Origin of the sequence: Actinomyces sp. oral taxon 180 str. F0310 (assembly GCF_000185285.1) — a bacterium.
Lineage (GTDB): Bacteria > Actinomycetota > Actinomycetes > Actinomycetales > Actinomycetaceae > Pauljensenia.
On the sequence record NZ_GL622194.1, the window covers coordinates 1488829 to 1509295 of the forward strand.

Here is a 20467-nt window from a genome sequence, read left to right on the forward strand (position 1 = left end):
GTCATCCCTGCGTTCCAAGAGCCACGGAACCGCCATGGCATCGATCCTGGTTTCTGACGGCTACGGCGTGGCCCCGGGCGCGCGGCTTCTCACCTACCAAACGGGGAACTACGTAGATGGGGATCAGCCCTCCTCCGATTGCATTGGAAGGAATGGTGCTCGCGGTACTTCTGCTGCGTCGCTGATTAATCACGCCATCAACGACGGCGCACAGATCATCAGCATCTCTTCGTCAAACACTGAGATCAACGACTCGGTCAAATGGGCAATTGCTCGAGCGAACAGCCAGGGCATCCTCATTGTCGGATCGGCCGGAAATGAGGCGTCTGACGGGACGATCGATAGTTACGGAAAGTGGTCCGGCGTCGTGGGCGTCAGTGCCATCGACACCAGCGGTAAGCGCGCCGACTACTCCTCCTGGGGAAACGGGGTCACCACCGCAGCCGTCGGCGGACCCGTGACTGCTCGAAGCTACGAAACCGGCGAGAATATTTCGGCCAACGGCACGTCAAACTCGACTCCCCTCGTCGCCGGCTTCCTGGCGATCGCCCGCCAGAAGTGGCCCGACGCCACCGCCAACCAGCTCCTGCAGGTCCTGACCCACACGGGTCTGAGCGACCAGAGCGGCTGGAACAAGTACACGGGGTACGGTGTCGCAAACCTGAGTGGCCTCGTCAACACGGATCCCTCCCAGTACCCCGATGAAAACCCCCTGGCGGACAAGGGTGGGGGAAGCAGCCCCACTCCCGAGGAGATCCAGCAGTACGAAGACGGCGTCGTCAACCCTTTCCAGGTCGTGTACGACGACTCCTACGTCTACCGCGGCCTCGACGAGTCGTTCCTGTCCAACTCGGACATCACCTACCCCATGCACATCGGGACCAGCCCCCGATACCACGGAAAGTGAGGCGGGTAGCCCCGCCGCCGCGACGAAGCGGCGAGAGCCCACTCGTCGCGGGGAGAGCGTTCTACGGATTCGCGGAGAGAAGCGCCAGCGGGAGGAGGAGAACGCACCAGCACAGGGGCACGTTCAGGACTATTCCTCGCGCGGCAAGCGCCCGCTCGGCCTCGCTGTCGGCGCGTCGGCGCGCCCGTATTCCCACGATCAGGCCCGTCAGCTGGATGAGGCCCGCCGGGACGGACATGTGGATGCAGACGGCCACGACGATAAGGGCGGGCAAGAACGGTCGCCCCGGCGTCGTAGCGAGCTCGTGGAGCATCGCGAATAGGCCGACAAGCAGCGCTCCGGCCATCGCCAACATTCCCGTTACTCCCGCCCCCACCGATATCGCGCCCGGGCTGGCAAAGACGCGGCGGAACAGGGCAACGCACGCGGCCAAGGCCGCTGCGCCGCACACAACCAGCAGGGGGACGAGGGCCCGCGGATCGCGGACCATGCCGACGACCGGGATGATGCAAGCGCAGGCGAGGAAGGAGGCATTCGCACCCGCTCCGAGCGCACAGCGCGCAAGCTCCCCGCGCCCCTCGGCCCGCGTTCGTCCCACCAACCCGGCGACGACACCCACCAGATGAACGATCCCCGCCGCACAGGCGGCGGGCAGGAGCGAACGGACAAACTCCCCGTCGCTCATCACCGCCGACTCGCCGACAACGACGAGGTTGGCGCTGGCGCTCATCGCATCAAAGACCGAGGCGCACCGGACGAGGAGGCCCCCGATCATGAGCGCGAGTCCCGCGAGCGCACAGAACAAGGACAGCCTGCTCATCCGCCGCGACGCGCGTCCTTCGGGCGCAGCTGCGGGGCCGCTGCGGTCGTTCATCGCCATCTCCATCCGACGATCGTGTCAGGCCTCGACACTACCGAAGGGGTGCCGAGGCCGCAAGACGCGCCACCGAGGATGTCCAGCGATGCAGCGAGCCTCGTCGGGCGCAAACGCACGCGCCCTACAGCACCGAAGAGAGGGACAAAACCCCGTAGAGCACACCAATCAGGGCAACGACGACGGCGACAATGATGAGAGGCGGAGCGTTCATCAGAAGCGATCGGCGGACATACGCGCGATCGGCGGGATCCTCCACCTGTGCGAGCGCAACGAAGCCGATAATGAGCCCGATGATGTTCACCAAGACGACGGGGACGGAACCAAAACCGGCCATGAAGATGAAGGCAAGCGGGGCCAGCCCCCTCGAGTACTCATCCGTCGGAATCATCACATACACGAGCGTCCCGACGACGACCAGCGCAAAGACGACAAGTCCAGTAATCCCAAACCCCCGGCACACACCGCCCAGCATCATGCCCCTGCGTCGCCCAGGGACGGCGGGTTTGGTCGCCCGGGAGCCATCGACCATGGGCTGGCCGGAATTGAACGCCGGATAGGTGCCGGGGTCATAGACGTTGGGATTCGGTTTCGTCACAGTCGGTCCTTCACGAGTGGATCATCGCCGAGGAGGACGCGCAGCACCTGGGCGACGCCGGCCTCGTTGTTGGAGGGAGCGACGAAGCGCGCGGCCTCCGCGACGTCGGGCGATGCGTTGGCCATCGCGAAGGACAGGTCGCCCTCGCTCATCATGGAAAGATCGTTGCCGGCATCCCCGAAGACGGCGGTCTGCTCGCGCGTAACCCCGAGGAAACGCTGCAGATCACGCACCGCGCGCCCCTTGTCGACGCCTCGGACCTGCAGGTCCGCCCAGTTCGCCCCCGAAATCGCGTACTGGTGAGAGTGCGCGAAGTTGGCCAGGGTTGCCTGCGCGAGCGGGGCGACCGGCCCCGGCGTGTAGACGGCGAGCTTGACGATCGCGTCGTCGAGGTCACCCGATTCGATGGCGTCAATGACGTCAAGCTGATCGTCGACTCTCTTGGTGCGGTGGTAGTAGGGCATAACGCCCGCAACATACTCGTCGTCGGTGCGCTCAACGTAGGCGAACTTCTTGCCGCACATGACCAGGCCGCCGTCGATCGCGTCGGGGCCCGAGGTGGCTTCGCGCACGAGGCGGACAGCCTCGCGCACCGTGGGGGCGTCAAGGGGGCTGGAGGAGACCTCGACCCCGTCGCGCATGACAATCGCACCGTTCTCGCCGATCGCGGTCATCCCCGGTCGCCCCGGAAACATGTCGAGGAGAGTCCACACCTGGCGGCCCGAGGCGGGGGCGAAGGTGACTCCGCGCTCATCCATCCGGTCGAGGAGCTCGTCCATGCCGGGCGGGAAGTTCTTGTCGTCATCCAGGAGGGTGCCGTCCATGTCGACGGCAGCCAGGCGCAGGTCGGCACCGGTGTAGAGCGCGGGGTTGGTGGGGGCGTTCATGCCTCCATTGTGCCCGACGCCGAATCGGCGCGTCCACGCCGGGCGACGGCCGAGCACCACCGGCGAGGGGCGGGCAGGCGGGCGCTGCCCGGACAGGCGCCCTCAGATGTTGGGGGGCAGGTGCCAGTAGAGCACGAGGAAGAGAACCCCGGCCAACAAGGCCACGGGTAGGGCGACGATCATCCGGACTGAGACGGCGCGCCGACGATACCCCGCCCGCACCCATCCGAACCACTCGACAACCCCAATAATCAAGGTCAGAACGGCCATCAGGTGGCCGGCGAGCACGCAGGGAATCAGGAGCAACCCGGGAATCACATAAAGACCGTCGCCGTTGTCTGAATGATCCCCCGGCCGCAAATCAATCAAGAACGTGACGACATGTGGGATGAAGAGAAGAAGCATCGTGACGACGGCACAATTGAGCCACTCTCGGTGTGCCCGTCGCTTCGGTGGCGCGGGTTGGGGGAACACCACGGGCGGCATAGGCCCCTGCTGCCGCGGCATAGGGGCGGGCGGCGGCGCGTGGGACAGGGACGGCGCCGGCGCCTCGGCAGACGACGGTCGGCCGGGCGCAGGCCGTATGCCGTTCTCACTCATCAGCTCCCCTCCTCGTTCTTGACGTGAATGGACCGGCCTAGAACCACCACAGCGCGCAGGCCGCCAGGGCGAGCGCGACGAGGACAGCAACGCCGATGCTCGGCGCCAACAGTCCCGCGCTCTTGCCGTGCCGGTGCGCGGGTGCCGCCCCGCCTCCGGCCTCCTGGTCCACCTCGAAGCCCGTTCGCGTTCCCGGGCGCTGCGCGAGCGAGTGCGAGGGCGCGGCAGGGCGAGGCCGTCGACGCGTCCGCGGCCTCGCGGTCCGCGCCCCTCGCGCGGCTCCGCCCACTCCCCCCGCGTGAGAGTACTGGGAAGACGACCGGTACATGTTTTCTCCGTCGAAGTCATGCGATCACCTAACAGGACAAGTCTAACATTCGTGAGGTGCTCGTCACATAGGATTCGGCGGTCGTTGTCGCCGTCATTGCGCCGATCGGCCCCGGCCTCGTTTCTCACACGAGGCCGGGGCCGACGGGTCGACAGCGAGGGCAGGAACGCCCCCTACTCGCGCCCCTCGCGCATGCTCGCCAGGATGCGGCGACGCAGGGGGACCGTCGCCTCGGAGGCGGCGACGATGAGGAGGACACCCACGAGCGCCGCGGCGATGGCGGCGACGAAACCGCTGACCGCTCCAGAAGGAATTAACGGGGACATGAACACCATCCCCATCAGCACCGATCCCCCCACCATCACGAAGGCGGGCAGAGCGACCTCAAGGCGACGGCTACGATCCATGAAGCCCCGCGGGGATCCCATGTAGGACAGGGCGCGCATCTGCTCGGCCGAGTCGATGACGCGGATGGACTGGTTGACGGCCGTCGACACCGCTCCCAGCGCCAGGGTGATCGCAAAGGTCAGCATCATGCCGCGCATGATGTCGCCGTTGACGATTCGCTGGACCTCATCCATGGCCGTGTTTCCCTCCGCGGAGATCACCGAGCTCATCGGGAACATCACGCCCACGATGAAGCCAACCAGGGCCACCGCACCGAAAGAACGCCACACGCTGCGCGGGTCGTCGGCCAGGCGCCGGCCTGCCACCATCATCTGCGGGCTGCGAGCCCAGCGCGCCATGATGCGGCCCATCACGCTGATCGACCAGATGCCCAGCAGGTTCACGACCAGGAAGATCGCTCCGAGGAAGCCCATGAAGATTGCCATGCCGATCGCGGCGCCCAGGTTCATGGCAAACCCGCCCACGACGAGCCACGCCACGAGGAGAACCACCGCCAGGATCGGACCGAAGGCGCTCACCCGACCGGCGTGGGAGCGTCGCGCAACACCCAAAGGAGTGATCGCCACCTTGCGCATGGCCAGCCACGAGGAGAGCGCGGCCAGGAGGATCATGGCGACGGCCTCGGCCAGGAGAACCAGGACCCCCACCCACATCTCACCGACCCCCATCGGGCGGCCCTGGAAGGACAGCGCCCCCCACGCGGGAAGCGTCACCGCGTACAGGATCGAGCCGATGAGAACACCGACGGCCGCGAAGACGCAGGTTTCGACGATGCACGCCAGCTTGGTCTTGCCGGGTGCCAGGCCCACCAGGCGCAGCACCGCGAGGTCGCGTTCGCGCCTGCTCATGCCCAGGCGGGCCGCGGCCGCACCCATCGAGATGATCGGGACGACCAGGAGGGTCGCGGCGAAGAACGCCAGCGGGACGTACATGACCATCGCACCCTCGATGGTGGTCGGGTCGTCGGCCAGACCGGTAGCCCTCGCCGCGGCGGAACGCGACATGAAGGCCATGACCCCGCCGGTGACCGCCAGCAACACGGCGTGCGGCAAGGCGAAGGCGGCGACCGTCAGGGTGGATGTCGCCCGGTCGCGGGAGCGCAGCAGGGCCTCTGCCGCGGTGCGCACCGAACTCATCGCTGGACCCCCTCGCGCGTGGCGCCCGCCGCGGGCACGCCTGGGCTCGTCTGGGTCGAGGCCATGGCGGCCTGGGGGCCGCCGCCTCGTTCCGACAGGGAGATGCGACCGTCGCGCACGTGAATCGTGTGGGGGAGCCGGCTCGCGACCGCCGGATCGTGGGTGACCAACACGAGGGACGCGCCAGTTGTCGCGCACGCGCTGGTCAGCAGGGACATGACCTCGCCGCCGGTCGCCTGATCGAGGGCGCCCGTGGGTTCATCGGCGAAGATGACCGACGGGTCGGTGGCCAGCGCGCGGCCGATGGCGACGCGCTGCGCCTGTCCGCCCGAGAGCTGTCCGGGCCGATACGGACCCGCGCCATCGAGGCCGAGGTTGCGCAGGATGTCCCGAGCTCGGGATACCGCCTCGGCCTTGGGTGTACCCGAGAGCATGAGAGGCATCGCGATGTTCTCTTCCGTGGGCAGCTCGGGGAGCAGCTGTCCGTCCTGGAAGACGAAGCCAAAGCGCCTCAGGCGCAGGTCCGACAGGTCCTTCTCCGACATGGCCGTCATCTCTTGGCCGTCGAGGGAGATGGAGCCGGAACTGGGGCGCAGGACGCCGGCCAGGCAGTGCAGGAGCGTCGTCTTTCCCGAACCGGATGGCCCCATGATCGCGACCTGCGTGCCCTGCGGCAGGGTCAGGTCGACCCCAGCGAGCGCGTGAACAGGGGTCTGTCCGCGCATGTATGTTTTCGTCAGTGCTTGGGTCACCAGACCCGCCGTGTTCTGTGTCATGCTTCGACGATAGGACCAGCGCCGCACCCGTTTCTATGGGGGGCAGCCCGGGTCTGTCCCTGAGAGAACCCCGATGCGCCGCGCCCAGGCCCCTCCCATGCCTACACAGGCGCGCACAGGCCCGGATCGTACTTCGCAACGATGGTCGGGCTGGATTTCTCACCGGGTAGGTGCTATCGTGAACGCCTGTACGGATAATCTCCGTACAGATGAAAGAGAGGCTCTAATGAGCACCACAAAGACACGGCGCCTAGATCTGCGCCTCACCGACAAACAGGACACCCTCATTCGTCGCGCAGCCGAACAGGAAGGACGCAGCGTCAGCGAATTCACTCTGTCCACCGTCACAATGGAAGCCCAGCGCCGCCTGGCAGACCAGCGCGTCTTCATCCTGAGCGAAGAGGACCACGCTCGCTTCGAAGAGATCCTCCAGACCCCACTCAAGGACGATCCCAAGCTGCGCAAGCTCCTCAATCGCCCGTCGCCTTTCGGTACCCACATCGACCTCGACGACCCGCGCACCCCTGAACGCTGATGTACGCGACGGTCCTGCAAGAGCCTCGGCCCCTGACACGCAAGGACGAGCGAGAGCGATTCCAGTCGGGCAACGCCGAGATCGACGACTGGTTCCACCGCTTCGCCTGGCAGAACCACAGCGCCGGCAACGCCCGCATTTTCATCACAACGCAGGAGCCCAAGACGCTCGGCTTCTACGCCCTGGCAATGGGGGCCGTGGAGCGCAGCACGCTCCCGGATGCGCTCAAGCCACGCAGGCGCCCAGACCCGTGCCCCATTCTTCTCCTCGCTCGCCTCGCCGTCGATCAGCGCGCGCAGGGACGAGGCATCGGCTCCGCCCTGTTCAAAGATGCCCTCTTGCGGGCCTACAAGCTCAGCAATGACGTCGGCTTTGCAGCCCTCCTGGTTCACTGCGCCGATGACCGGGCGCGCAGCTTCTACCTCGGCCAGTCCTCCCACTTCGTCCCCTGTCCAGGGACGGATAGCCACCTGGTACTGCCGCTGCGCGCCCTTCGGGAGTTCATCGAACGCCTGTAACACGCGCCAATTCCAGCCGGGCGCGCGTCGCCAGGCTCTCGTGGCGGCCCCCTCGCCCCTCACCAACTCCAACCCCCGCGCCCGCTGCTACCCCTGCTGCCCCAATCCCCCAGGAAACGACCGAGGCGCGGGAGTCGACACCCGCACGAGAACCCGGGGGAACGTACTACAAGAACTGCACCGAAGCACGCCGAGCCGGTGCTGCTCCCATCTATCGGGGCGAGCCGGGTTATCGACCTCAGCTCGATCGCGACAACGACGGCGTCGCCTGCGAGTAACAGCGCATGCCTCCTGCGGCGCTTTCGTTCCCACGGATGCCGCCCGACCGTTACGCCCCCCCCTCAGCCCCAACAGCGCCGCCAGTGCGGCTGGGAGCACCGCCGTAGGACTTACGCCGCACCTTCGCCGCTCCGACAGCGTGGCGAGCGCGCCCCCACACGCGGCGTGCGACCGCGGGTGAAACCGGCCCCGCCCCTGCTTCTGCCGGGAGCCACCGAATTGAAACTCCCACCACCCCCGTCTCTCCGCAAACGGCTCATATGGGCGCTTGTGGCTAGGCAGGGGCGGTCTCGGTTTCACGAATGCCAGAAGCCCATCAGGCAGGGGCGGTCTCGGTTTCACGAATGCCAGAAGCCCATCAGGCAGGGGTGGTCGTGGTTGCACACTGACCCAAGTGACCCACGAGCGTCACGGCGCGGCCCCCGCCACACCGCGGCCACAGGCGCACGGGAGTCGATATTCATGCCTTTCCATGGCGCCATGCGTTTGCCTGTCCATCCCGAGACCGGCCCGGACACGCTGCGATAGGATGGACACCATCCGCTCGGATAAACGGGCGGAAGCACAATTCAAGGAGGACCGCATGGGTCTGGAAGATCTGTCCAAGAAGGCCGAAGAGGGTTTCGAGAAGGCTGGCGAAAACATCGAGAAGGCCGTTGAGACTGCCAAGGACAAGGCCGCTGAGGTCGCCGGGGACGTAAAGGACAAGGCCACCGAAGTCGCCGAGGACTTGAAGGATAAGTTCACCAAGTGAACCAGTGGCGGCGGCGCTGAGCCATCGACACTCGTTTTTGTGCGCGCGTCGCCAGGCTCTCGTGGCGGCGCCGCACGACGAGGGGGCCGGGATCGAATGATCCCGGCCCCCTATCAACGGTAGATTCAGTTAGCGCCCGTGGTGATGGTCACCGGGAAGGTCGTGGAGATCCCGTCCGGGTCGGTCAGGGTCACCGTCACTGCGTCCTCGTCCTCGCCCAGCGCACGCAGCGGGTGCAGGGTCACGACGTTCTTCTCGGACTTGCCAACCTCGAGGGCGGTCGGATCGGAGACCTCGATCGTCCACTTCACGGCTTTGTCGGAGTCGGCGAGCTTGACCTTGAGGTCGCGCTTCTCGGGAACCTTGACGCCGCTGTCGTCGATCTGCGCGATGGGACGCTCAACGGTCTTGACGTCCTTCGGCGTCACGTAGGAGTGGGCGGGGTCGGAATCGGTGGCGCATCCGGTCAGGGCGGTGAGACCCAGGCCGAGCGCGAGCACTGCGGTGAGAAGAGAACGCTTGTTCATGGCCCCAATACTAAGCGTCGAAGCTCACGCCCACGCGCCACAAAACACGGTTTTGGGACGATGTCACACCCGCGCTCGTCACAGGGACCAGACCAGCGACCCCGACTCCACGTCAGACCAGAATCCGCTCGCCAGGCGCGCCCACTGGTCGGGGAACTGCAGCTGCGGGCTGTGCGTTCCGCCCCGGATGACGCTCTCGCGGGCGCCCAGCTCCGAGGCCTCCTGCGCGTACCACGACGGCGGCCAAATCCCGTCCTGATCCCCGTACAAGACATGGACGGGAACACCCGTAGCCGCGAGCGCGGGGGTGTCGGGACGCAGCTCGGAGAGTATCCGCGCGATTCCCACAAGGTTCTCCGAGGAGGTTGCCAGGGCTCGCACGCGCTGAAACTCCGCCCAGCCAACCGCGGGTTCGGTGAGCGTCATGTCCGGGAAGTAGGCGCGCAGCACCTGCTCGCGTGCCCCCTCGCCCACGGGCAGGGGGTCGAGAACCGGGAGGGTGTTCATCCAGTCGTAGACGGCGCGCCCGGAGCAAAACAGGGTGACGGAAGCGAAGAGATCAGGCCGGGCGATGACTGCCGCGCGCGCGACAATCCCACCGAAGGAGTGACCCACGAGGTGTACGCGCCCCGAGGCCCCGGCCCATGCCTCGGCGATCGAGACGAGGTCCGCGACAAAGTCACTCATCCCGTAGGCACCCAGGCCCACGGGAGCGGCGGAACCGCCCTGGCCTCGCTGCGAGTAGGCGAGGGCGTCCCAGCCGTCTCGGCCCAGGAAGGGAAGGACGGGCGCGTAGTCCTCCTTTGACCCCGTGTAGCCGGGGACGAGGAGGACCCTATTCGCCCCGGCATCGCCGGGGGATGGGGCGGTGCGGGTTGTTGGGGTGCCATCCACGAGGGAGGGGGCGCTCGGGCCGACAAGCAGGCCGCTGAGCTCCCCCGCGGGAGCGGCAAGCGCGACGGGAGTCACGTCGGCCGGCAGCGCAAAGGGACCAAATGGCTCGATTCGTTTCACACCGTCAATCGTAGAATGAACGCATGACAAACGACACCATTGCCCTGCAGCTGGCACACCGCACGATCCGCGCCTACAAGGACCAGCCCCTCACGGAGGCCGAGGTCGCCACGCTCATGGACGTGGCCCGACACACCGCCACCTCCTCCTACCTGCAGTCCTGCACGATCCTGCACATCACCGACCCGCAGGTCCGCGAGGCGATTGGCACGGCATCCGGTCAGCCCTACGTGGGCGGCACGAAGGGCGATCTCTTCATCTTCCTCGCTGACCTGTACCGCAACAGCCGTATCCGCGCCGAGCAGGGGATTTCCTCCGAGGCCCTGTCCTCGATGAACCTGTTCCTCACGGCGGCGGAAGACGCGCTGCTGGCCGCGCAGAACGTGGTGGTGGCCGCCGAGTCCATGGGGCTGGGCACCGTCTACCTGGGTTCTATCCTCGCAGACCCGCGCTCGGTCGTTCAGGCGCTGAAGCTGCCGGAGCTGACCTTCCCAATCGTGGGGCTCCTCGTGGGTCACTCGGACCAGGAGCCGGGTCGGAAGCCGCGCCTGCCCCTTTCTGTGATGACCGCGCGCAACACGTACCCGCGCGTGGAGTCCTACGCGGAGCTGCTGGCCGACTACGACCGCGAGGTCACCGAGTACTACGACCTGCGCAGCGGTTCGCGCCTGGAGTCCTTCACGCACCTGGTGGGCACCAGCATCGGGGTGGGCGGCGCGCACGTGTCCCCCATCCTTGAGGTCCTGCACGAACAGGGGCTGTGCCTGCGCTGACTCCCCTCGTTGACGGCCTCGTACAATTGGGGCATGCCTGAGCTTGGTTTCTCCACGTACGTGTTCGTCGAGCGCATCGCCGCGAACGCGGCTGCCCTGCACCCCTTCCCCGAGCACAACATTGCTCTCGTGCGCGATGCGCTCGCCGACGCGGGCTTTGAGATTTCGCTGCTGGGGCCGGATGCTCCGGCCACCGGGGAGGGCGTGTACTTTCAGTCCGAGCCCTTCGGCGACGAGGTCATGGGGTTGCTCGCCGATTCCCTGACCCTGCGCGGCATCGGCGCCTACGCGTACGCGCTGGTCGATTCCTCGATGGGCGGGGAGCTGGCCGACATCGCCCTGTTCACCCGCGTGGGCGACGTGTTTCCGCGCTGCGGGCGTCACGTCCTCATGACGCGCATGTACATTCACCGAACGCCCACGGGTGCGGGCAACAAGGCCGTCACCTGGGCCTTCGGGTCTCCGGCCGACCTGGAGGAGGCCAACGCCCTGCTGTCGCAGAGGTTCGACACCGAACCGGTAACGGACCCGCGCGGCATGGCGGCCATCGAGATCCGACACCCCGAGTTCGCCGCGGGGACCGCCGAGCCGATGATCCTCCTCGACGAGATCTTCCAGGTTCTGGGCGCCGCCGGCTTCGAGGGCATCACGATGTGCAACGACCCGGGCCAGCCCTCCGCGAGCTGAGGTGCGCCGCGGGGCCGCCGCTCACCTTCGTCGGTGGGCGGCGGCCCACTTCGCTCGGTCAGCGGATCGCCTCCATGACGCGTACACCGTCGAGAACGCTCACGTAGGGCAGGGGCAACGTCGATCAAAACACATCCCCCATGCCCTGAGGATGATCATTAGCTTAACTCCCCGCCGATAAACCGATCATGCAACTCGCCAAGACGTTGGACAGCTCGTTTGAGACTGTCAGACCGTTGTGCCGCACGCTGAGCGTCCCACTCCTCGTCGATAAACCGTCTGATAAGTGTGTGATAGCGGCTCCCAAATCTGTACTTCCCTGAGTGCTTGCTGGGTTCTCGCGCAAAGTCTTGCGCATTGCTCGTTCTAAGACGATATACACTGCGCAGCATCCGCTCCTTGGCGTCCACCCCATCCGGGGACTCCACCTTCGCTAGAGGCATGTTAAAGAATCGTGAGAAAGCCCGATCATCCGCGAGAATCCAGCTCTCAATCTCGTTGTCGCACACACGCAGGAGAACGCTCTCCACACTTCCTCCAGGAAGGAGCGAACGCCTAAGCTCGACTGGGCAGTGACCGTCAGCATCAATAATAAAGATCCTTGGAACTGGCGAGGACTTAACGGCCTGTTCTCTCAGTGTCTTCTTCACATTACGCGACCCACCCTTGGCAAACACCATATACTCATCACCGCCCCACCCTGCAGCTCTCATCACAGCGGAGACCACGGGCACATCAGTCTCTCCCTCGACGTACACCAAGGCCGACATCCGAAGACTCATAATCCGAGCCCAGAACTAGGCGTACCCTCCGCACCCAAGAGAATACTAATGATCTCCGAGAAAGGGGTCTCTATATCGAGGTAACACTCAACATCTTCGCGGTCACTGAGCAGACTTCCCTTCGTTCCGTCCTTTCCAGGAAGAAGCACCAGTACTTCTTCCGCACCAACCGAATCATCATCCACGACCTCAGTGGCGTGGCTTGACAAGATAACCTGAACGGCTCCCTTCGCATTCTTCCTCGCCTCAGCTAAAAGACGAGGAAGCTTAGATACAAGCGCGGAATGCAACGAAAGTTCCGGCTCCTCAAGAAGCAACACACTGGATTTCTCCGCAGGAGTCGCGACCAACGTCCACAGCAGCCCCAGCAATCGCAGGGTTCCATCAGAAAACTGCGTCTCATTTTGCCACGCAGCATGCGGCCGCCAATTCTTGTATGCCGCTTCCAAATGTGGCACGCCCATGGAATCCTTTTCGAGCCTCAGCTTCTCAAACTCCGGAATCGCCTTTTGAAGGGCAGCCTGCACGCGTCTCAGCCTAGCATCCTGCGTTTTCTTAGGCGTTTCACTAATTTGTCGAATGAAATCGGAACCGTAGGGGTCTGACGACTTGATCTCGTTGCCCGTCAGCCCTCGAATTACTTGCGGAACGGGGTGAAAGTACCTGGTCTGCGCAAAGAAATCAGCGATCTTGCGAAACTCTTTGTTCGTTACTTTCTGCTCCAAATACGTCTGGGTGAGCAGTTCCGCATCTTCCTTATCCTCCTTTGTCGGGCGCTTTAGCACCCGCTTCCCATTTACCTCAACCCTCTCTTCCTCAACCAGCACCCTCCGATGCCCGGATCCCTCCTGGCGAATGACCAACACATACCGCCATTCATCGTCCCCGTCCCGCAATTTTACATCGATGCTCGGAGAAGGATGCTGCCGACTAAACAGGCTGCGCACCTTCTTTAGTCCTCCGCGCTGTTCCACGGCCTGTGCCATTCCGCCGCCTGGCGCGACGATGTCCCCAAGAAAACGAAAAACGTCAAGAAGGTTCGATTTACCGGCAGCATTTGGCCCCACGATAAAGAGCCTATGGCCTACATCGAAGCTCAGATCCCGAAAGTTCTTCCAGTTCCTAATACGCACATGTGAAAACTCCATGCCACCACCCTCATTGGATCGAGTACATATCGCGAATACAATATACCGCCCATCACATCACCCCCACAACCGCCGAGCCGATGCTCCTCCTCGACGAGATCTTCCAGGTTCTGGGCGCCGCCGGCTTCGAGGGCATCACGATGTGCAACGACCCGGGCCAGCCCTCCGCGAGCTGAGGTGCGCCGCGGGGCCGCCGCTCACCTTCGTCGGTGGGCGGCGGCCCACTTCGCTCGGTCAGCGGATCGCCTCCATGACGCGTACACCGTCGAGAACGCTCACGTAGGGCAGGGGATTGACCCCGGCCTCGAGGACGTATTCGGTGAGCTGATCTCGCACGACCGCGCACAGCTCCTCGGGGTTCCACGGCTTGGCGACGTAGTAGTCGAGGCCCGCCTGGTTGACCGCCCGGATTGTGTCCGACTGGTCCGCCTGGCCGGTCACCAACACCGTCCGGGTCGCACCGAAGCGCTCATCCTTCGTGAGTTCCACCAGGAAATCCACGCCCGACTTCCCGGGTAGCCGGTGGTCGGACAGCACGAGCGCCAGCTTGTCTCCGTCTTCGACGATCTCGTCGATGACGCTCCAGGCGTCGTCGACATCCTCGGCGACCTCGAGCCGGATCTTGTCCCAGAACTGTTCGAGATCGCGCTCAAGCGCATCGCGCACGTCCGCTTCATCCTCAAGGGACAGGATTGTCAGGGTCATGATTCCTCCTCGTGTGGTTGTGTGGGCAGCAGGATCCGCATGATCGTGGACCCCGGGTGTGTGTCGATCGCGAGGCAGCCCCCGTGGTCGGCGATGATGGTTCGGACGATGGACATGCCCATGCCCAGACCGAATCTGATGCGCCCCGCCTTGGTCGTGAAGTGGGGCTCCATGATCTTGTCGACTATTGCCGGGTCAATGCCGGGGCCGTTGTCGCTGATCGTGACGCTCACGCCTCCCTCCGCGGGGCGCACGGTGATGCGGATCAACGCATCCGCCTCGCCGCGGGCGGGCAGCTCGGGGATCGTGCCGTCGCGCTCCGCGGCGGCGGCCTTGTCGGCGCACTCGTCCTCGATGGCTTCGGCGGCGTTGACGATGAGGTTCGTCCAGACCTGCTGCAGCTTCGCGGGGTGAGCGTAGACGGGCGGCACGTCCTCGTAGTCGCAGTCGATGCGGATGCCCCTCACCCGGTGCGCGGTGAGGCGCAGAACGTCGTCAATGCCGTCACGCACGTCGACGGGCCTGAGGTCCTCGGTGTCGGGACGCGCGTAGCCCTTCAGGGACTGCGTCAGCTCGATGACGCGGTCGGAGGCGGCGAGCACGGATCGCAGAGCCCCTCCCAGGCGCGCCCCCGCCTCGTAGGCGTCGATGCCTCCGGGGATGCGCGCGAGCGCGCGGGCACCGTCCGCCCCCTGCACTCCGGCGCGAACCAGGCGGCGTGCCACCGTGCGATCGCCGACGACGGGCAGGAGCTCCTTGATGAGGGCGCGTTCGACGGAGGTCGAGCGCGGCGGCGCGGTCAGGGCGCGCGCCATCGCCTCCCGCGACGAGGCCGCGGCCGGGGACGCCAGGACCGCATCGACGTCCTCGTGGAGATGCTTGGCGGCCCGCACCAGAGCGGTCACGGGGTTGTTGAGTTCGTGGGCGATGCCGGCGCTGAGCTCGCCGAGCATCGCGAAGCGCGCCCGCTCGACGAGCTCGGCCCGCGTGGCACGCAGGTCCTCCAGGGTGGCGGCCAGTGCCTCCTTCTGAGCCTCGAGGTCCTCGGCGAGCATCGCATTCTCCAGGTGCAGGTCCTCGGCCCTCATGAGGCGCCGGGTCAGGGAACGGATCGCGAGGGCCGTCAGGGTGGCGCCGATGGAGGGGTCCTCGGAGATGACGATCTGTAGTTGCTCGGTCGTCAGACGCACGAGGGTCGCCTCCCCCATCGTCGTGCCCGTGAAGAACGCGTTCTCGGCGCGAGCCAGGGACACGAGACCGATGAGCGGGCCGGAGGACGCCAGGTGGGCGAGAACCTCGCCCCTCGCCGAGTCCCGGTGCAGGGACACCCTCCCGTCGAGCACGAGGTAGACGGCCCAGACGGGTTCCCCCTGGGTGACCAACTGGGTTCCCCCCGGCACGACGAGGCGCGGGCGGTGTCCGAGGACCCTCTCAACGCCCGCCAGGAGCTCCATGACCACCTCTCGCTCGTCTCGGTCGAGCCCCTCCAGGAGGGGTCCTTGAACCGCGAAGGGCGGGGGGTCGGCGATGAGGAATCGGATCTGGCTCTCCGAGTATCCGCATCCGCGCAGGTAGCGCACCATCGTCGAGTACGCCTGGCCTGCCAGCAGCGGCAACGTCCACGGGGACTTCAGCACCGAGGACAGGGCGCCCGACTGCATGCACCGGGTGAGGTCCCTGTGCTCGGCCGCGTCCGTGACGACCACCCACTGCATGCCACGCAGCGCCGGGATCGCACCGGCTCGGTCGATCAGCGCGTCAATGTCGTCCACCTCGGAGGTGACCAGACCCATGAGAACGTGGTCGCCCACCCTCAGGCTCGCGCCGTAGTCCGCGAGGTCGGCCACACCCTCCACCCTGTCCAAGCAGAGCCCGGGGAAGGCGTCGGCCAGGTCTCGGGTCACCGGAGCGGCTATCGACCGCGAATTGTCGCCGACGACCAGCAGGTGGATGGGGTGCCCCCTCCTGTGTCCGCCGCTACACACGTCCGTGCGGGCCAGCACCGAGGCGTCGCCCGCCATGGGGCCGCGCGTCCACCCGCAGGCCAGCCCCGGCCTGGGCCGGTCCGCAGCGTCCGAGCGGACCACCGCCTCGTCACCTGGCACGTCACATCACCCCGATCGCACCCCACGTGAGCGGCGCGACGAACGCCAGGAGGATGATGCCCACGAGGCCCACCACGACGCCGACGACCACCATCTCTCGCGTCGGCGTGGTTCCGGTCGAGTAGGCGATCGCGTTCGGCGGGGTCGAGATGGGCAGGCACATGCCCAGGGAGCAGCCCAGCGCGATGACGATGGCGATTTCGGCTGCGCTGGTCGACACGCTCGTCGCCAGGCCCATGCCCATGGGGATGAGGAGGTTCGCCGAGGCGGAGTGCGAGATGACGTTCGAGGTCACCCACCCGACGAGCGCGAGCACGAGGATCAGCAGGGCTCCCGGGATCGACGCCCACTGGATGGAGCCGAGCATCCACTTGTCGAGGCCGGTCGCGGCCACCCCGGATCCGAGGGCGATGCCGCCGGCGACGAGCCACAGGACGGGCCAGTCCAGGGCACGCAGGTCATCGCCGCTCATGACCTTCGTCATCAAGAGGACCACGACCGGCAGGAAGCCGACGACGTTGGAGGAGATGTGGTGGAGCGACTCGGTCATCCACAGCAGGATCGTCGCACCCGCGACCGCGTAGAAGATGATCGCGTTGCGTGACTTCTCGAAGCGAGCCGAGGTGTCGATGTCAAAGCTCGCGTCGGCGGGGATGTAGCGCCACGCGATGAACGCCCACGACAGGGCCAGGAGCACCAGCATGAGGGGGACGGCCGCGAGCATCCACTGCAGGAAGGTCACGCTCACCCCCGCGTTCTCCAACGCCCCCAGCGCGATGGCGTTGGGAGGCGTACCCACCGGGGTTCCCATGCCCCCCACGTTCGCGGCCACCGGGATGGACAGGGCGATGCCCGTGCGCGCCTTGCCCTCGGGCAGGGCCATGATGACGGGCATCATGACGGCAAACATGGTCGCGGTCGTCGCAGTGTTGGACATGAACATGCTCATGATGGCGGTGATCAGCATGACGCCCAGGACCGTCAGGCGAGGTTTGCCGATGAAAGGCCGCAGGAGGACCGCGGACAGCGCCCGGTCAAGCTTGTACTTCGCCGCTCCGTCGGCCACCATAAAGCCGCCAAGGAACAGGATGATCACGGGGTTTGCGAGCGCGCCGAAGAACTTCGTGTAGGCGGGGGCACCCTCGCCGACGCTGAGGAGCGCATGGTCGGAGATGAGCAGGACCTCCAGGAAGATGACGAGTACCGCCGTGCCCGCCAGGGGCACGGCCTCGGTCACCCACAGGAGGATGGCGGCCAGGAAGATCCCGAACATCCGCGTGCCCGCCGCGTCCAGGCCGGGGAGCTGGATGACGAGGCAGGTGGTGATGGAGGCCAGTGCGCCCAGGACACCCAGTGCCTTGACCGGGTTGAACACCGCTTTCTTCTTGGAGAAGCCTGCAGGTCGCGTGGACATGTTCTGGGCGGAACGCGGATTGATTGACACCGCGCCCCTGGAGCGTCGAGCCATTATGGGAAGACCTCATCGTCTTGCTTGGATAATGTCCAACCAGTGTATGCCAGCGCACACAAAATGTGAAGCCGGGGCGGGTGGCTCGGCGTGCCCGCCCCGGAGTGACGATCACCCGCTCAGTCGGCCTCGGCCTCGCGCGCGGCGTCGCCGATCGGGTAACCCGAGGCGACCTGTCCGGGGCGGGCCGGCTCCCATCCGAGCGCGGGGGCCACATACTCCGCGAAGTTGCGGATAATCGACCAGTTTTCCTCGAATCCGAGCTGGTTGGGGATCGTCAGGAGGAGAGTATCGGCCTCTGCGAGCGCCCGGTCCTGACTCAGCTGCGTGATGAGGGTGTCGGGGTCGGCCGCGTAGGTTCTTCCGAAGGTGGCTACCGCCGAGTCGAGGTGGCCGACCTGATCTCCGGATGCGCTCAGGCCGTACAGGCCCGCGTCGCGCCGGGAGAGCAGGGGGAAGATCGAGCGCGAGACCGACACTCGGGGCGTCCACGAGTGTCCCGCCTCGGCCCACGCCCTCCGGTAGGCGCGCAGCTGGTCGGCCTGAATATCTCCGAATGGCTTGTCTGCGTGCTCGAAGACGAGGGTCGAGCTCATGAGGTTGACGCCGTCGCGCGCGGCCTGAATCGCCGAGGCGTTGGATCCTGCCCCGTACCAGATCCGGCGTCGCAGCCCCTCAGAGTGCGGGAGGATGGGCAGCGGCGTTCCCGGGGTGAGCTGCGTCGGGTACTGCTCGTGCAGGGGCGCGGCCTCGGCCATGGGAACGGCGGCGACGGCGTCGAGGAAGCGTTCGTAGTGAGCGCGAGCGAGATCCGATCCGCGAGGATCCTCGGAGCGGTAGCCAAAGGCCTCCCAGCCCCTCCGGGCGATTTCCGGTGCGCCGCGGGACACGCCCAGCGCGGTGCGCCCATCGGCGATGAGGTCAAGGGCGGCCGCCTCCTCCGCCAGGTAGAGGGGGTTCTCGTATCGCATGTCGATGACGCCGGTGCCGACTTCGATGGCCTTGGTGCGCGCGGCGATGGCCGACAGGAGGGGCATGGGTGCAGCCGCCTGGGGCGCGTAGTGGTGGACGCGGAAGAACGCGCCGTTGACGCCGATCTCGTCGGCAGCAACCGCAAGGGCGACCGATGGACCGTCGAGACCCAGCTGAGAAAGATCAGGGCGCTGGCCGAGGCCAAGGACTGGAAGGTCGTCGAGGTCTACGACGACAACGCGGTGTCCGCGACGAAGAAGCGCCGTGCTGGCACTCGGTGGGCCGAGATGCTGGAGGACGCCCGTGCGGGCAAGTTCTCGATGGTGGTCGCCGTGGACATGGACCGGCTCCTGCGTAGCACGAAGGACCTGAACACACTGATTGATCTCGGCCTGCGTGTCGTCACCGTTGACGGCGAGATCGACCTCTCGACGGCGGACGGGGAGTTCCAGGCGACGATGCTCGCCGCTCTCGCCCGGTTCGAGGCACGACGCAAGGCCGAGCGACAAATCAGGTCGAACGAGCGCCGACGCGCCGAGGGCATCCCCACGTCCGCCTGGAAGGCGTTCGGCTGGACGAGGGACGGCGAGTTGATCGAGGAGGAGGCCGCCGCCGTACGGCGGGCCTTCGATGCGTTCCTCGGCGAGCCGTCCCTGTCGATCCGGCGAATCCGCGAGGACCTGAACAGCGCCGGTCACTTCACCGCGCGTGGGTCGGAGTTCTCCGTCGATGCTGTGCGCTACCTGCTCGCGAACCCGCTTTACTGTGGCTACATCAAGCACTACGCGTCGGGCGAGCTGTACCCGGTTCAGGGCGAGGCGTTCCCGCCCATCGTCGGCGAGCAGACGTGGCGGGCCGCGGTGGCGAAGCTGGAGGACAACGTGCGGAGGTCGGCGAGGCAGGGGAACCAGCCGAAGTATCTCCTGTCCACGATCGGGCTGTGCGGGAAGTGCGGCGCGACGCTCGTCTCGGGGACGAACAGCCGCAAGCAGCCGACGTACCGCTGCGGCGAGCAGTTCCATCTCACCCGCCAGCGCGAGCCCGTCGATGCGATGGTCACCGAGGCGGTGCTCACGCGTCTGTCCTCGGTGGACGTGCACGACCTCGTGATGCCACAGGAGGACGATGGGCCGGATCGCGAGGAGCTGCTGACGGAGCGGAACGCCCTGGTCGATCGGGTGAAGGAGCTGAGCCCGCTGCTGCGCGACATCCATCAGCCGGTCCTGGAGATAACGGCAGCGATCAACGACGTGAAGGCCCGCATCGACGAGATCGACGCGGAGCTGCTCGACCGTTCGGTGTCGGCGGCGGCGAAGCTGCTCGCGGACGTCGAGGAGCCGGTCGGCACCGCGGAGCGCCGCGAGGTGGTCGAGGCGAAGTGGAAGGTGTTGGACGTGGACCGCCGCCGGATGCTCGTGGACGAGCTGGTGACGGTGACCATCGAGCCCATCACGCCCGGTCACGTGACATTCGACCCCGACCTGATTCGGATAGAGCCGCGTCGCGACTGAGTCATGAGTCGACTCGTCATTGCAATGGTGAGTCGACTCGTGGGAGACTGGTTGCAGACAAGAAGATCCCACCGGGGCCGCGACTTAGAAGCGCGGGGTTCTGCTCCCGGATGAGTAGCCGGTCAAACAGCCCAATTACCGTGGCGGGGAACCGGAAGATACTCATGTCTGAGGA

23 protein-coding genes are annotated in these 20467 nt (G+C 66.1%); 8 read left to right on the forward strand and 15 right to left on the reverse strand.

The window, feature by feature from the left end:
- A partial coding sequence (locus tag HMPREF9006_RS06330) for a S8 family peptidase (protein ID WP_156794432.1) occupies positions 1–907 on the forward strand: 907 nt, incomplete at its 5' end.
- Between the two features lie 61 nt (positions 908–968).
- Here HMPREF9006_RS06330 and HMPREF9006_RS06335 read toward each other — a convergent pair.
- From HMPREF9006_RS06335 to HMPREF9006_RS06360, 7 genes are all read right to left on the reverse strand, one after another.
- Positions 969–1781, reverse strand: a complete 813-nt coding sequence (locus HMPREF9006_RS06335) for a hypothetical protein (protein WP_232209842.1) — start codon at positions 1779–1781, stop codon at positions 969–971.
- 124 nt (positions 1782–1905) lie between these two features.
- Entirely contained in the window at positions 1906–2379 is a 474-nt protein-coding gene (locus HMPREF9006_RS06340; protein ID WP_202812263.1) for a hypothetical protein, read from the reverse strand.
- Entirely contained in the window at positions 2376–3266 is an 891-nt protein-coding gene (locus tag HMPREF9006_RS06345) for an HAD-IIB family hydrolase (protein WP_009212749.1), read from the reverse strand. Before HMPREF9006_RS06345 ends, HMPREF9006_RS06340 begins: the two co-directional genes overlap by 4 nt.
- A gap of 102 nt (positions 3267–3368) precedes the next feature.
- Positions 3369–3671: a hypothetical protein gene (locus HMPREF9006_RS06350; RefSeq protein WP_009212750.1), complete on the reverse strand. Its 303-nt coding sequence runs from the start codon at positions 3669–3671 to the stop codon at positions 3369–3371.
- Between the two features lie 232 nt (positions 3672–3903).
- Positions 3904–4194 carry a hypothetical protein gene (locus tag HMPREF9006_RS10605; RefSeq protein WP_156794398.1) on the reverse strand — a complete coding sequence of 97 codons (291 nt, stop codon included), beginning with the start codon at positions 4192–4194 and terminating at the stop codon, positions 3904–3906.
- A gap of 173 nt (positions 4195–4367) precedes the next feature.
- The gene (locus HMPREF9006_RS06355) at positions 4368–5738 is read right to left on the reverse strand and encodes an ABC transporter permease (RefSeq protein ID WP_009212752.1); all 1371 of its coding nucleotides are present in this window, start codon (positions 5736–5738) and stop codon (positions 4368–4370) included.
- A complete protein-coding gene (locus HMPREF9006_RS06360; RefSeq protein WP_009212753.1) occupies positions 5735–6514 on the reverse strand; it encodes an ABC transporter ATP-binding protein in 780 nt (259 codons plus the stop codon). Before HMPREF9006_RS06360 ends, HMPREF9006_RS06355 begins: the two co-directional genes overlap by 4 nt.
- A gap of 226 nt (positions 6515–6740) precedes the next feature.
- Here HMPREF9006_RS06360 and HMPREF9006_RS06365 point away from each other — a divergent pair, with 226 nt between their 5' ends.
- The 4 genes from HMPREF9006_RS06365 to HMPREF9006_RS10725 all read left to right on the forward strand — a co-directional run bounded on the left by HMPREF9006_RS06365 (position 6741) and on the right by HMPREF9006_RS10725 (position 8600).
- Entirely contained in the window at positions 6741–7049 is a 309-nt protein-coding gene (locus tag HMPREF9006_RS06365; protein ID WP_009212754.1) for a type II toxin-antitoxin system TacA family antitoxin, read from the forward strand.
- On the forward strand, positions 7049–7567 hold the full coding sequence (locus HMPREF9006_RS06370) for a GNAT family N-acetyltransferase (RefSeq protein ID WP_009212755.1): 519 nt from the start codon (positions 7049–7051) through the stop codon (positions 7565–7567). Before HMPREF9006_RS06365 ends, HMPREF9006_RS06370 begins: the two co-directional genes overlap by 1 nt.
- Positions 7568–7671: 104 nt before the next feature.
- Positions 7672–7845, forward strand: coding sequence for an excalibur calcium-binding domain-containing protein (locus tag HMPREF9006_RS11000; protein ID WP_083806975.1), 174 nt, complete (start codon positions 7672–7674; stop codon positions 7843–7845).
- A 584-nt stretch (positions 7846–8429) separates the two neighbouring features.
- Positions 8430–8600: a hypothetical protein gene (locus HMPREF9006_RS10725; protein ID WP_050786699.1), complete on the forward strand. Its 171-nt coding sequence runs from the start codon at positions 8430–8432 to the stop codon at positions 8598–8600.
- Between the two features lie 125 nt (positions 8601–8725).
- On the opposite strand, the gene HMPREF9006_RS06380 is transcribed toward HMPREF9006_RS10725, so the two are convergent.
- Together HMPREF9006_RS06380 and HMPREF9006_RS06385 are read right to left on the reverse strand one after the other, a co-directional pair.
- Positions 8726–9127: a hypothetical protein gene (locus tag HMPREF9006_RS06380; protein ID WP_009212757.1), complete on the reverse strand. Its 402-nt coding sequence runs from the start codon at positions 9125–9127 to the stop codon at positions 8726–8728.
- A 78-nt stretch (positions 9128–9205) separates the two neighbouring features.
- Positions 9206–10141: an alpha/beta fold hydrolase gene (locus tag HMPREF9006_RS06385; protein WP_009212758.1), complete on the reverse strand. Its 936-nt coding sequence runs from the start codon at positions 10139–10141 to the stop codon at positions 9206–9208.
- A gap of 23 nt (positions 10142–10164) precedes the next feature.
- Between HMPREF9006_RS06385 and HMPREF9006_RS06390 the strand changes: the two genes are divergently transcribed.
- Both HMPREF9006_RS06390 and HMPREF9006_RS06395 read left to right on the forward strand, forming a co-directional pair.
- Positions 10165–10914: an NADPH-dependent oxidoreductase gene (locus tag HMPREF9006_RS06390; RefSeq protein ID WP_009212759.1), complete on the forward strand. Its 750-nt coding sequence runs from the start codon at positions 10165–10167 to the stop codon at positions 10912–10914.
- Positions 10915–10947: 33 nt separating this feature from the next.
- On the forward strand, positions 10948–11601 hold the full coding sequence (locus tag HMPREF9006_RS06395) for a hypothetical protein (RefSeq protein ID WP_009212760.1): 654 nt from the start codon (positions 10948–10950) through the stop codon (positions 11599–11601).
- Between the two features lie 158 nt (positions 11602–11759).
- Here the strand turns inward: HMPREF9006_RS06395 and HMPREF9006_RS06400 are convergent, their stop codons facing one another.
- The 6 genes from HMPREF9006_RS06400 to HMPREF9006_RS06425 form a co-directional block, all read right to left on the reverse strand.
- Positions 11760–12371, reverse strand: a complete 612-nt coding sequence (locus HMPREF9006_RS06400) for a hypothetical protein (protein ID WP_232209843.1) — start codon at positions 12369–12371, stop codon at positions 11760–11762.
- A gap of 8 nt (positions 12372–12379) precedes the next feature.
- Complete coding sequence (locus HMPREF9006_RS06405) at positions 12380–13531, reverse strand: AAA family ATPase (RefSeq protein ID WP_009212762.1); 1152 nt, start codon at positions 13529–13531, stop codon at positions 12380–12382.
- Positions 13532–13765: 234 nt separating this feature from the next.
- Entirely contained in the window at positions 13766–14236 is a 471-nt protein-coding gene (locus tag HMPREF9006_RS06410) for a response regulator (RefSeq protein ID WP_009212763.1), read from the reverse strand.
- On the reverse strand, positions 14233–16257 hold the full coding sequence (locus tag HMPREF9006_RS06415; protein ID WP_009212764.1) for a sensor histidine kinase: 2025 nt from the start codon (positions 16255–16257) through the stop codon (positions 14233–14235). The genes HMPREF9006_RS06410 and HMPREF9006_RS06415 overlap by 4 nt, the downstream gene beginning before the upstream one ends.
- Positions 16258–16342: 85 nt before the next feature.
- Complete coding sequence (locus HMPREF9006_RS06420) at positions 16343–17755, reverse strand: SLC13 family permease (protein WP_009212765.1); 1413 nt, start codon at positions 17753–17755, stop codon at positions 16343–16345.
- Between the two features lie 173 nt (positions 17756–17928).
- Positions 17929–18954, reverse strand: coding sequence for an LLM class flavin-dependent oxidoreductase (locus tag HMPREF9006_RS06425; protein ID WP_083806976.1), 1026 nt, complete (start codon positions 18952–18954; stop codon positions 17929–17931).
- Between HMPREF9006_RS06425 and HMPREF9006_RS06430 the strand changes: the two genes are divergently transcribed.
- Positions 18871–20292, forward strand: a complete 1422-nt coding sequence (locus HMPREF9006_RS06430) for a recombinase family protein (RefSeq protein ID WP_009212767.1) — start codon at positions 18871–18873, stop codon at positions 20290–20292. The two genes, HMPREF9006_RS06425 and HMPREF9006_RS06430, sit on opposite strands and share 84 nt — an antisense overlap.
- Positions 20293–20467: the final 175 nt, after the last annotated feature.

Bases quoted from the DNA above. Each gene is read 5' to 3' on its own strand.
- HMPREF9006_RS06390 (WP_009212759.1), top strand. From the start codon at position 10,165: ATGACAAACGACACCATTGCCCTGCAGCTGGCACACCGCACGATCCGC.
- HMPREF9006_RS06335 (WP_232209842.1), bottom strand. From the start codon at position 1,781: ATGAACGACCGCAGCGGCCCCGCAGCTGCGCCCGAAGGACGCGCGTCG.
- HMPREF9006_RS06400 (WP_232209843.1), bottom strand. From the start codon at position 12,371: ATGTCGGCCTTGGTGTACGTCGAGGGAGAGACTGATGTGCCCGTGGTC.
- HMPREF9006_RS06370 (WP_009212755.1), top strand. From the start codon at position 7,049: ATGTACGCGACGGTCCTGCAAGAGCCTCGGCCCCTGACACGCAAGGAC.
- HMPREF9006_RS06395 (WP_009212760.1), top strand. From the start codon at position 10,948: ATGCCTGAGCTTGGTTTCTCCACGTACGTGTTCGTCGAGCGCATCGCC.
- HMPREF9006_RS06345 (WP_009212749.1), bottom strand. From the start codon at position 3,266: ATGAACGCCCCCACCAACCCCGCGCTCTACACCGGTGCCGACCTGCGC.
- HMPREF9006_RS06350 (WP_009212750.1), bottom strand. From the start codon at position 3,671: ATGCTTCTTCTCTTCATCCCACATGTCGTCACGTTCTTGATTGATTTG.
- HMPREF9006_RS06415 (WP_009212764.1), bottom strand. From the start codon at position 16,257: ATGGCGGGCGACGCCTCGGTGCTGGCCCGCACGGACGTGTGTAGCGGC.
- HMPREF9006_RS06355 (WP_009212752.1), bottom strand. From the start codon at position 5,738: ATGAGTTCGGTGCGCACCGCGGCAGAGGCCCTGCTGCGCTCCCGCGAC.
- HMPREF9006_RS06360 (WP_009212753.1), bottom strand. From the start codon at position 6,514: ATGACACAGAACACGGCGGGTCTGGTGACCCAAGCACTGACGAAAACA.
- HMPREF9006_RS06405 (WP_009212762.1), bottom strand. From the start codon at position 13,531: ATGGAGTTTTCACATGTGCGTATTAGGAACTGGAAGAACTTTCGGGAT.
- HMPREF9006_RS06410 (WP_009212763.1), bottom strand. From the start codon at position 14,236: ATGACCCTGACAATCCTGTCCCTTGAGGATGAAGCGGACGTGCGCGAT.
- HMPREF9006_RS10605 (WP_156794398.1), bottom strand. From the start codon at position 4,194: ATGTACCGGTCGTCTTCCCAGTACTCTCACGCGGGGGGAGTGGGCGGA.
- HMPREF9006_RS06420 (WP_009212765.1), bottom strand. From the start codon at position 17,755: ATGTCCACGCGACCTGCAGGCTTCTCCAAGAAGAAAGCGGTGTTCAAC.
- HMPREF9006_RS06365 (WP_009212754.1), top strand. From the start codon at position 6,741: ATGAGCACCACAAAGACACGGCGCCTAGATCTGCGCCTCACCGACAAA.
- HMPREF9006_RS06380 (WP_009212757.1), bottom strand. From the start codon at position 9,127: ATGAACAAGCGTTCTCTTCTCACCGCAGTGCTCGCGCTCGGCCTGGGT.
- HMPREF9006_RS10725 (WP_050786699.1), top strand. From the start codon at position 8,430: ATGGGTCTGGAAGATCTGTCCAAGAAGGCCGAAGAGGGTTTCGAGAAG.